Raw genomic sequence first — 9587 nt, 5'->3', positions numbered from 1 at the left:
CTGGTGCTACGGCGCTCGGTGCACCCCAACCGACGCGGCAAGGACGGCCGGCTCCACCGCGAGATCGCCTACTTCCTCGTCCACGCCCCCGCCGGACCTGGTCAACCGACGGTTCACCGCCGAACGCCCCAATCAGCTGTGGCTGGCCGACCTGACCTACATCCGGACCTGGTCCGGCTGGGTCTACGTCGCGTTCGTCCTGGACGCGTACTCCCGCCGGATCGTGGGCTGGCAGGCCGCCACCCACATGCGCACCGACCTGCCGCTGGACGCGCTGGAGATGGCCCTGTGGCGGCAGAGGATCAAGAAGGACGCCGACCTCATTCACCACAGCGACCGCGGGTCGCAATACGTGTCCATTCGCTACACGGAGCGATTGTCCGAGGTCGGCGCCTCGGCGTCGGTCGGGTCCGTCGCGGACAGTTACGACAATGCGATGGCCGAGGCCCTGAACGGCACCTTCAAGGCCGAACTGATCGAGCATCAGGGACCCTGGCGGGACTTCGACGAGGTCGAGCGGGCCGTCTTCCAGTGGGTCGCGTGGTACAACGGTGAACGACTCCACTCCGTCCTCGGCTACCTCCCGCCCGACGAATACGAGCAGGCCTACTGGGCGCAACTGGAGCAAGTCCCGCAGACCGCTTGATCACACGATCGCGGACTCTACGAAAGTCGGGGCAGCTCACCGCGCTGCTGTCGAAGGATCTGGGGCGTGCCCCGGGCACATCCTCGCCTAACTGGGTGATGGCCCGCGCGGGGCGAGTGTTGGCGTTGGCGTAATCGGAAACTTGGACCAGTCTCGTCGCGGAAGGGAGGCCTCGAAACATGGTCGTGCACGTTTTCGAATCCCCGCGTGGCGCCCGCGCTGGACTGCGGTTCTTGGCACTCGCCGCGCTGACCGCTGCCACTGCGTGCTCCAACGGTTCGGCCCTGGCCCCAACCGGGAGTCCGAGCCCCATCGACAAGCACAAGGAACTCGGCATGGACACCCACCTCCGGGTCGGCGGGAACGGCACGGCGTCCCCAGCGCCCGGCAGTGCCGCAGCAAGCGCGACCGGGCAGTAGCGATGGCTGCCGGACCCGGCGACCGCCCGCGCCGCAACACGATCACCCGTGTGCTGCTCCAAGTGGTGACCGCAGCCGCCTTGGCGGTGAACGCCTACGTGCACGCCGACCTCGCCCACGCCTTCGATCCGATCGGGCAGCAGATCAGCCAGGGAACGCTGTTCCGCCTCGAAGCCGCCGTGGCGTCCCTGGCCGCGCTGCTGGTCCTGCTCCTCGGTCGCCGGCGGCCGGTGTGGGCGTTCGCCTTCCTGGTGTCCGTTTCCGCCCTGGGCGCCGTGCTGCTCTATCGGTACGTGAACGTGGGCGCTCTCGGTCCGCTGCCGAACATGTACGAGCCGGCCTGGTGGCCGAAGAAGACCGCCAGCGCGATCGCCGAGGCCGTCGGCGCCGTGACCTCGCTCGCCGGCTTCCTGATCACCGGCCCGCCGCGCTCTACATCCACTCGGGCCGGCGCTCCTCGAGGCGACAAGGCCGACGGCGTGGGCGGCTGATCACATGCCACGCCTCGCCCCGCGCACCGAATCCCGGCAGCTCCTTGGGCTGTTGTGGCTGTTGCTGCCCCTGGCGGTGACCGCCGCCCTGCTCTGGTAGGGCCGGGTACACACCCCGGAGTGCCGGCGCAGCCTCTTCGGGGTGCACGGCCACGCCGTCGTCCTGCTCAAGGCCCAGCTGGGCAGCGCTCTGTTGGGCCTGGCGCTCATCCAGCTGCTCCTCGCGCTGTGGATGTACGGCCGACTGCCCGGCCTGCGCGCCGCGCCGCACCCGGTGCCCACCGTGCACCGCCTGATCGGTATGGTCGCTTTCCTGTTCTCCGTCCCGATCGCCCAGCAGCGCATCATCGCCCACGGCGTCAGCCTGACCGGGACCCGCGAGGCGCTGCACTTGCTCGCCGGCTGTTTTCTCTGTGGGGCCGTCGTCGCCAAGGTCGTCGTAGTGCGCCACCGCCGCTGGCCGGGCTGGGCGCTCCCGCTCGCCGGTGGCGCGCTCGTCACGGTGATCGCCCTGGTCTGGTACTCGGCGGCGTTCTGGTACCTGGACGGCTACCGGGCGCCCGGCCTGTAGGCGGACGGCGCCGGTTCGGTGCCGTCGTCGGCCACTATCGGCAGTGGTCGCAGCTCGCCAACCCGCCGCCTTCCCGAGGTGCGAGGTGACCGGTTCGCGCGAAAGCCGTTCCGTTCCTTCGGGGCGTTGGTGCCGCCGGTCTTGAGGTGCCCGGCGCCGCCGAACCTTGCGGCCGGGGGCGGCACCGCCCCTCAGCGCCGGGGCGACGTCGACCGACTGCGGGCCCGGCCTGCAGGTACGCGCCTTATATCCGTGCGTGCGGCTGACGCTCTTAAGATGACATATAGGGCATGTATAAAAAAATGGCACTTAAAATACATGGTGCTGAAGACAGGTGAGAGGAGTGCGCCATGATCGCCAAGCTGCTCGGCAAGCTGTCCTTCACCCGCAACTACGGTGCGTACGGCGGCCACGACTGGGCCACGCACACCGGCGACGACAGGATTTGACCGCACTGCCGGCGGGCGCCCGGGGCGCCCGCCGGCTCCCGGCCAAGCTGCCGACGATATCGGCCTGGACAGGTACGAGAGTCAGGGGCGATCTCATGGGCCGAATGAATGAGCCGCCGCGGTTGCCCGAAGGCAGCTTCGCGGCCTGGAGCCGCGACCGGCTGGCACTAGCGCGCCGTGGCGCTGACGAGTGCGGGGACGTCTGGCAGCTGGAGCCGGGTGTCTACGTAGCCGCTGCGGCCGGGCCGTGTGAAGCAGTCCTGCGCCGCGCGCAGGACTTCCCCAAGGTACCCTCGCCTCTCTTCCCGCCGTTGAAGCGGTCGAGCGGAGCACTGACGTCCAAGGAGCGTTCGCACGCTCACGCCGCCCGCATGCGCGGACTACGCCCGCAGGCGGTTGCAGCCCGGATCGGTGAGATCGCGCCCGGGACCGCTCGATTTGCTGACCAGTGGCCCACGGGCCAGGACGTCGAGATTCTGCCCCCGGTCCGGCACGCACTGGCAGAGGTCGGCGTGCGCTACCTCTTCTCCGAAGACGCTCCCACCCTGCTGCCCTTTGCCTCACAGCTCTTCGTGGCCCGGGAGGTGCTCGTACGCCCCTCGCGCTGGGCATGGCCGCGCTGGATCCCCACACCGGCACGGCGGTTCCGCACACGGCAGCAAGTCGCCTTCACCAACGCTTTGCGGCCCATCGTCCGCCGGCGCCGTTCATCGGGCCGGCTCGGTGACGACGTGCTGGGACAGATGCTCCGGCCCTCCTCCCGCCACGGCCTACTGCCGGAAGAGGCCATCCTCGACACTCTCCCCGGAATCACCGTCGCCACCTTCGAGACGCCTTCCCGGGCAGCCGGATGGATCCTGCTCTACTTGGCCCGGCACCCCCAGGCAGCGAACCGCGTCGCGGCCGAAGCCGCCTTGCTGCCCGCGGACCCGGCTGCGACGACCAGCACCCACCTCGACAGACTGCAATACACCCAGGCGCTGGTACGCGAGGTGCTCCGACTGCACCCCCCGAGCTGGCTACTGACCCGGCGCGCCACGCGACGGACTCAGCTCGCCGGCTACACCATCGATGCCGGGTCCACCGTTCTCGTCTGCCCCTACACCGCCCACCGCGACGCACGGGAACACTCCGAACCGGACCAGTTCCAGCCTGAGCGTTGGCTCGATGATTCGGGCTCGCCGGCGAAACCCGGGGTCTTCCTCTCCTTCGGCACCGGGCCGCATGGCTGCGAGGGAGCGGCTCTGGCCATGGCGATGCTGACGCTCCTGACTGCGCAGACCGCCCGCTGCTACCACTTGAGCGAGCCGCTCGGACCGGAACCCAGCTACCGGGTCACCACCTTCGAAGGTCTCACAACCGCCGGCCTGCGCCTGCGCGCCACCGTGCGCAGCTGAGGGCAGTCCTGCTTTCAGTGACAGGCCGCCTCAGCCCGCGAACAGCGAACGTTGACCAAAGTTCGAGTGCCGTTCCGCACACGCTTGGATGACCGGCTCATGGTTCGCTCATCGTGTGTCGCTGGTCGAACTCGTCGGCGAGCATGCCCATCATGACGAGGTCGTGGTGCCAGCCGGCGAAGAAAACGTGTTCCCGCAAATTGCTTTAGGAGTTCGATCCGACCTCTGCAGACTCGGCGTCTCGCTGCTGCCGCGTACGCCGGTCCTCTACCAAGGTACGCCGCTGTCCAGCGTCGTTGATGTCAACGTTGGATGTCAGGCGTTCGTCTCCCGGGCCATTGCACTCGCAGGTATCGGTGCCGCTGTTAGGCTGATTCACGGTATTCCGGCGCACCGTGCCACACGGTTTCCGTCGAAACGGCAATCCAAAAGAGCGTCGCTTACGTAACCAAAATGCGGCCGCAACGAGGGATACGTCCCTAGTCAGGCGCCGATCGCCTTAGCCGATGATCAATTCTTTCCATGGAGACCCGACGAGCGCGGTGCACCCCTCGTACTTCGAGGGGTGGGCAGCGGCCGGATCCTCCCTCGTTGCGCGCCGGAGTGGCGCCGGCTTGAGGGTCTGCAGCTCCCACTCCCTGTGGAGGTCGGGGTGAAAGTTGTCGTTGATCTTTCCCGATGCAAGGGGTATGCGCAGTGCGCGTTCCTGGCTCCGGAGGCGTTCCGGATGCACGGTGAGGAAGCGCTCATGTACGACCCGAACCCCGACGACACCCAGCGCGACCAGGTGCTACGCGCCGCGGCGGCCTGCCCGGTCCAGGCGATCCTGGTCGACCAGCTGGAGGCGCGGCACGCACTGGCGGAGGCGTCGCCGTCATGACCAGTGCCGACAACCTGCGTGCGTTCAAGCGCGATGGCCGAATCGTGGTCGTCGGGGCTTCGCTGGCGGGGCTGCGGGCCGCGGAGGCGCTGCGAGACGAGGGTTTCACCGGATCGTTGACCATGATCGGTGACGAGTTGGGCGAGCCCTACGACCGGCCTCCCTTGTCCAAGCAAGTACTGACCGGGTGGGTGCCGGCCGGGGGCACCGCTTTGCCGCGCCGTCGTGGCATCGATGCGGAGTGGCTGCTGGGCGTGCCCGCCAGCGGGCTAGACCTCGCGACGAACCACGTGCGTCTCGCCGACGGGCGCGAGGTTCCCTTCGACCGGGTGCTGATCTCTACCGGGGTACGGGCCCGGCCGTGGTTCGTCGAGTCCGAGGCGGCCCTGGACGGAGTGTTCGTCGTACGTACGCGCGAGCATGCCGAGAGCCTGCAGCGGGCCCTCGCCGCCAGGCCCTCCCGTGTGCTGGTCATCGGTGCGGGATTCACCGGCTCCGAGATCGCCTCCATCTGCCGAGAGCGGGACATCCCGGTGACCGTCGCCGAACTCGCGCCGGCCCCGCTGGTCGGGGCGCTCGGCGCCATGATCGGCGAGGTTGCGGCCGACATGCAGCGCGCGCACGGCGTCGACCTGCGTTGCGGTGCCAAGGTCACCCGGCTGGAGGGCGACGCACAAGGACGGTTTCGCCGTGCTCACTTCGACGACGCCAGCACGATCGACGCCGATGTGGCGGTGGTGGCACTCGGGAGCATCCGCAACACCGAGTGGCTGCGGGAGTCGGGACTGGCGGCGGGCGTGTGGGGAATCACCTGCGACACGGGCTGCCGCGCCCTCGACATCAATGGCCGCGTCACCGACGACGTCTTCGCCGCGGGAGACGTGGCACGTTGCCCGAACCCGATCTACGAGTACCGGCTCATCTCACTGGAGCATTGGGCCAACGCCGTGGAGCAGGCAGAGGTCGCGGCACACAACATGGTCAGCGCCCAGGCGGACCGCTGGCCTCACCTGTCCATCCCGCTGTTCTGGTCGATCCAGTTCGGCGTCAACATCAAGTCCATCGGCGTGCCGACCTTCGCCGACGAGGTGGTCGTCACCCAGGGATCGCTGGACGACCACCGTTTCGTCACCGCATATGGCTATCGGGGCCGCGTCACGGCTGCCGTGAGCTTCAACAACGCCAAGTGGCTGGACCACTACCGACGGCTGATCGAGACGGCAGCACCTTTCCCGCCCCCCTGCCCCACGCCGGACCAGCCGGCCGACATGAAACCGGTGCCCGTCGACTTCCCCGGCCCCGCCCTGCTCACGCAGGGCGCCACGGTGGTCGTCACAGGCCATGACCCGGGTGAGCGCCGCGTCACGGCCGTGCACCAGCATCGGCAGGAGGAAGGCCAGACGACCACGACCGGGACGCCCGGCACCCTGCAACGAATCTTCGACTACTCCGCCCGAGCCGACCCCTACCCGCTGTATGCCGAGTTGCGCAAGACGCCGGTGGCTCGGCAGGAGGACGGCAGCTACGTCATCAGCACCTATCGCGAGATCACGGACATACTGAATGACCCGCATCTGAGCTCCGACCTGCGCAATCTGTCGCGTCCGTTGCTCTCAGCCGAGGAAGGGGCCACGTCGTCGTTCATCCACATGGACCCGCCCGAGCACGATCGCCTGCGGCGTATGGCGATGCGCCACTTCGGCCCCCCGCGCACCCCTGGGCTGGTGACCGGACTTGAAGGCTTCCTAACCGCCACCGTCGGCAGCCTGATCGACAATTTGGCGGGCAAGGAGCAGATCGACGTCGTCGACGATTTCGCCTCCCCGCTCCCCGTAACCGTGATCTGTCACTTGCTCGGCGTGCCACGCGAGGACGAGCCGAGGTTCCACCTCTGGGTGAACGACATCATGAACTCGATCGACTACAACCCCAAAACCGACCCGAAGGAGAAACTGGACAAGGGCGTACAGGCCCGCAAGGACTTGCGCCAGTGCCTCGGCGAGCTGGTGGAACAGCGCCACGGCTGGCCGGGAAATGGCCTGCTGTCACGGCTGGCCAACGACGACGGGCCCGACGGTCGGATGGCCGACGCCGAAATCGTCGCCACCGCCAGACTGCTCCTCATCGCCGGCCATGAGACCATCGTCAACCTCATCACCAACGGCATGCTGACGCTGCTGCGCCACCCGCAGGTGCCGCAGCGACTGCGCGACGAACCGGACCTCGTCGTGCCGCTGGTCGAGGAACTGCTGCGCTACGAGCCCTCCGTGCAAATCATTCCCTGGCGGGCGGCGTACAGCGACGTCACTGTCGCCGACACCGTCATTCCCCAGGGCTCGCGGATCATGCTCATGCTGGCCTCAGGCAGCCGCGATCCGAAGCGCTTCCACGATCCGGACCGCTTCGACCCGGATCGGCGTGACAACCAGCACCTGGGGTTCGGCAGCGGCATCCACCTGTGTTTCGGCGGCCCGCTGGCCCGGCGGGAAACCCAGATCGCGCTGACCGAGTTGGTACGCCGGCTCGACCGCCCCAGGCTGGTCGCCGATCCGCCGCCGTACCGGCCCAGCCCCGTTCTTCGGGGTCCGATCCATCTGGACATCAAGCAGGGGGACGGTTGACGCGGCAGCCGAGCGCAGTTGCAAGGTCGCGCCGCGGACGGCCCGGCCGACTCTGCATTCGACAGCAACCCGCTACCCTCCTCGGTCTCGCAACCGCCGGCCTGCACCTGCGTGCCACCGTGCGCGGCTGAGGACAGCCCCGCTTTCGGCGACAGACCGCCTACACCCGCCAACAGCGAACGTCGATCAAGTCCGAGTACCGTTCCGCACACGCCCGGACGACCTGCTCACGGCTCGCTCATCGTGTGTCGCCGGTCGAACTCGTCGGCGAGCATGCCCATCATGACGAGGTCGTGATGCCTGCCAGCGAAGAAAACGTGTTCCCGCAAGCGCCCCTCCTCGGTGAAGCCGAGCCGACGAAAAAGTGCCAACGACGCCTCGTTGGGGGCCAAGACCGCCGCCAGGCACTTGTGATAGCGCCGCTCGGCGAACATGAAGCGCAGCAACAGCACCACGGCTTCCGCCGCGTAGCCCTTGCGCCGGTGGCCGGCGCCGATCACGACATCGAACTCGAACCAGCCCGAACAACGACCGGTGCGATGTGAGCCGACCGCGCCGACCAGCTCCCCCGTGGCCGTCGTTTCGACCGCCAACCGGAAACGGTCGTCATCGCACTCGGCAACGGCCTGCTCCTTCGCCCAGGCACGATAGCTCTCGGCGGACCGCGGCAGATCCAACCGGCCCACTCGCCGTCCGTCATCGTCCGCGAAGCGCGCGAACACCGTCCAGTCATCGGGCTCAATAGCGCGTAGACGCACCCGCCTACCGGTCCAGGACGATGCCATGCCCTATTCGATCACGCTGCACTGCGCGCGAGGCCAACAGGCACGCCGAGGCGGCACTGTCGGCCCCATGCCAGATGCGTGCCAGTTGGGGTGGTCAACACCGGACAACAGTGGTCGGTCACGGACAGCGTCCGAGGCCGAAAAGCCAGGCGGCCCCTGACCATAGTTGCTGGTCAGGGGCCACCCCACGCGAAGAGCGTGGGATTCGAACCCACGGCATGGGGCACCATGCGACAGTTTTCGCAGCTGCTTCGTCATTTCCATCAGGCGGTCTTCCGGCACTCTGCCGAGTGCCGTCCAGTCCTCGCCGACGCACTGGACGCACGTGCCTTCGAGACCGGATCGGGAGACTTCCTCACCACGGAGTCAGCACACTCCGCGTTCGACACATGGCGCGCATACCGTGACCGCGTTTTGGCCCAGCACAAGGATCATCGATGAACGCCGACGGCACCGACGGGGAGCCAACCGTGGACTACGCCGAGGGTCGCCGGTACTGCACAGCCGTGGCCGAAGCACTCACCGATGCCGGCATCCCCCCGACTGAGCGATGGGACGAGTCCGGCGGCACCGCTTTGCTCCGGACCGTCCGGGCCCTCGATGGAAATCGAAGAACAGACAGTAGTCGTCCGTGTAGTTCCGCTTCGTCTCCGGCGCGAGACGGGCGAATGACGACCGGCACAAGTACCGGCTCGGCACCTCGTCGATCTGGTAGTCCGGAGAAAGAAGAATCGGATCCCCGGCACGCATGCGGGCGGCGGTGCTGCGCGAGAGGCCGTTTGGCCTGCAGGGCGGGCTGCCGGAGCGGGTGCGGGTGGACCGGGGCAAGGACTTCTTGTCGAGGACGGTGACTGCCGCGTTCAACGCTCTCGACGTCACGGTTGAGGACCTCCCGGCCTACACCCCGCACCTGAAGGGCACGGTGGAGGGGTTGAACCGGGCGGTGGAGTCGATGTTCCTTGCCGCGCTGCCCGGCTATGTGCGTCAGCCGCGCCCGGGCCGGCGCCGGGCACGGCCGAAGGACGAGGTGCTGCTGGGCTTCGAGGAATTCACCGCGCGCCTGTTGGACTGGGTGTCGTGGTGGAACACCTCCCACCGGCCGGAGCCTTTGAAGGGCCGGTCCCCGCTTGAGGTGTGGGAGGCCGATCCGACGCCGCTGCGCGAGATCGGCGCGGACGAGTTGTGGACGTTCACCTTGGAGGACGACGGCCGTGCCCGGGTGATCTCCACCCGAGCCTCGGTGTTTCACCGCGAATTCCAAGGACGGTGACGTTCTGTCATAGCATGGAAAAGGTGCCCCTTGACCTGCGATGATCCGGCTTGTCTAA

Annotated in this window: 9 protein-coding genes, 1 tRNA gene and 2 pseudogenes; 10 read left to right on the top strand and 2 right to left on the bottom strand. The window is 67.9% G+C overall.

Annotated features, from left to right (window positions below; genetic code table 11):
• The 9 genes and pseudogenes from ACIBB8_RS36720 to ACIBB8_RS36680 form a co-directional block, all read left to right on the top strand.
• On the top strand, positions 1-646 hold a 646-nt coding region (locus tag ACIBB8_RS36720; RefSeq protein WP_398959624.1), incomplete at its 5' end, for an IS3 family transposase.
• 179 nt (positions 647-825) lie between these two features.
• The gene (locus ACIBB8_RS36715) at positions 826-1065 is read left to right on the top strand and encodes a hypothetical protein (RefSeq protein ID WP_398959622.1); all 240 of its coding nucleotides are present in this window, start codon (positions 826-828) and stop codon (positions 1063-1065) included.
• A gap of 2 nt (positions 1066-1067) precedes the next feature.
• Positions 1068-1556: a hypothetical protein gene (locus ACIBB8_RS36710; RefSeq protein WP_327241215.1), complete on the top strand. Its 489-nt coding sequence runs from the start codon at positions 1068-1070 to the stop codon at positions 1554-1556.
• A gap of 112 nt (positions 1557-1668) precedes the next feature.
• Positions 1669-2127: pseudogene (locus ACIBB8_RS36705) on the top strand (DUF6529 family protein); the annotation flags it as partial.
• Between the two features lie 553 nt (positions 2128-2680).
• The gene (locus ACIBB8_RS36700; protein WP_398959620.1) at positions 2681-3973 is read left to right on the top strand and encodes a cytochrome P450; all 1293 of its coding nucleotides are present in this window, start codon (positions 2681-2683) and stop codon (positions 3971-3973) included.
• An 88-nt stretch (positions 3974-4061) separates the two neighbouring features.
• On the top strand, positions 4062-4421 hold the full coding sequence (locus ACIBB8_RS36695) for a hypothetical protein (RefSeq protein WP_398959618.1): 360 nt from the start codon (positions 4062-4064) through the stop codon (positions 4419-4421).
• Positions 4422-4625: 204 nt separating this feature from the next.
• Entirely contained in the window at positions 4626-4853 is a 228-nt protein-coding gene (locus ACIBB8_RS36690) for a ferredoxin (protein ID WP_398959616.1), read from the top strand.
• Positions 4850-6220 (top strand): annotated as a pseudogene (locus ACIBB8_RS36685) (NAD(P)/FAD-dependent oxidoreductase); the annotation flags it as partial. The gene ACIBB8_RS36690 and the pseudogene ACIBB8_RS36685, both read left to right, overlap by 4 nt.
• Before the next feature lie 3 nt (positions 6221-6223).
• Positions 6224-7474, top strand: coding sequence for a cytochrome P450 (locus ACIBB8_RS36680; protein ID WP_398959626.1), 1251 nt, complete (start codon positions 6224-6226; stop codon positions 7472-7474).
• A gap of 227 nt (positions 7475-7701) precedes the next feature.
• Here the strand turns inward: ACIBB8_RS36680 and ACIBB8_RS36675 are convergent, their stop codons facing one another.
• Together ACIBB8_RS36675 and ACIBB8_RS36670 are read right to left on the bottom strand one after the other, a co-directional pair.
• Positions 7702-8259, bottom strand: a complete 558-nt coding sequence (locus ACIBB8_RS36675; RefSeq protein ID WP_345515943.1) for a GNAT family protein — start codon at positions 8257-8259, stop codon at positions 7702-7704.
• A gap of 188 nt (positions 8260-8447) precedes the next feature.
• Positions 8448-8567, bottom strand: a tRNA-OTHER gene (locus ACIBB8_RS36670).
• 452 nt (positions 8568-9019) lie between these two features.
• Between ACIBB8_RS36670 and ACIBB8_RS36665 the strand changes: the two genes are divergently transcribed.
• The gene (locus tag ACIBB8_RS36665) at positions 9020-9529 is read left to right on the top strand and encodes a hypothetical protein (protein ID WP_398959614.1); all 510 of its coding nucleotides are present in this window, start codon (positions 9020-9022) and stop codon (positions 9527-9529) included.
• Positions 9530-9587 lie beyond the last annotated feature (58 nt).

This window comes from Streptomyces sp. NPDC051286 (genome assembly GCF_044455345.1).
Classification (GTDB): domain Bacteria; phylum Actinomycetota; class Actinomycetes; order Streptomycetales; family Streptomycetaceae; genus Streptomyces.
The sequence above is the reverse complement of the archived record's forward strand: the minus strand, read 5'-3'. Positions and strand labels throughout refer to the sequence as shown.

Bases quoted from the DNA above. Each gene is read 5' to 3' on its own strand.
- ACIBB8_RS36715 (WP_398959622.1), top strand. From the start codon at position 826: ATGGTCGTGCACGTTTTCGAATCCCCGCGTGGCGCCCGCGCTGGACTG.
- ACIBB8_RS36710 (WP_327241215.1), top strand. From the start codon at position 1,068: ATGGCTGCCGGACCCGGCGACCGCCCGCGCCGCAACACGATCACCCGT.
- ACIBB8_RS36700 (WP_398959620.1), top strand. From the start codon at position 2,681: ATGAATGAGCCGCCGCGGTTGCCCGAAGGCAGCTTCGCGGCCTGGAGC.
- ACIBB8_RS36695 (WP_398959618.1), top strand. From the start codon at position 4,062: ATGACCGGCTCATGGTTCGCTCATCGTGTGTCGCTGGTCGAACTCGTC.
- ACIBB8_RS36675 (WP_345515943.1), bottom strand. From the start codon at position 8,259: ATGGCATCGTCCTGGACCGGTAGGCGGGTGCGTCTACGCGCTATTGAG.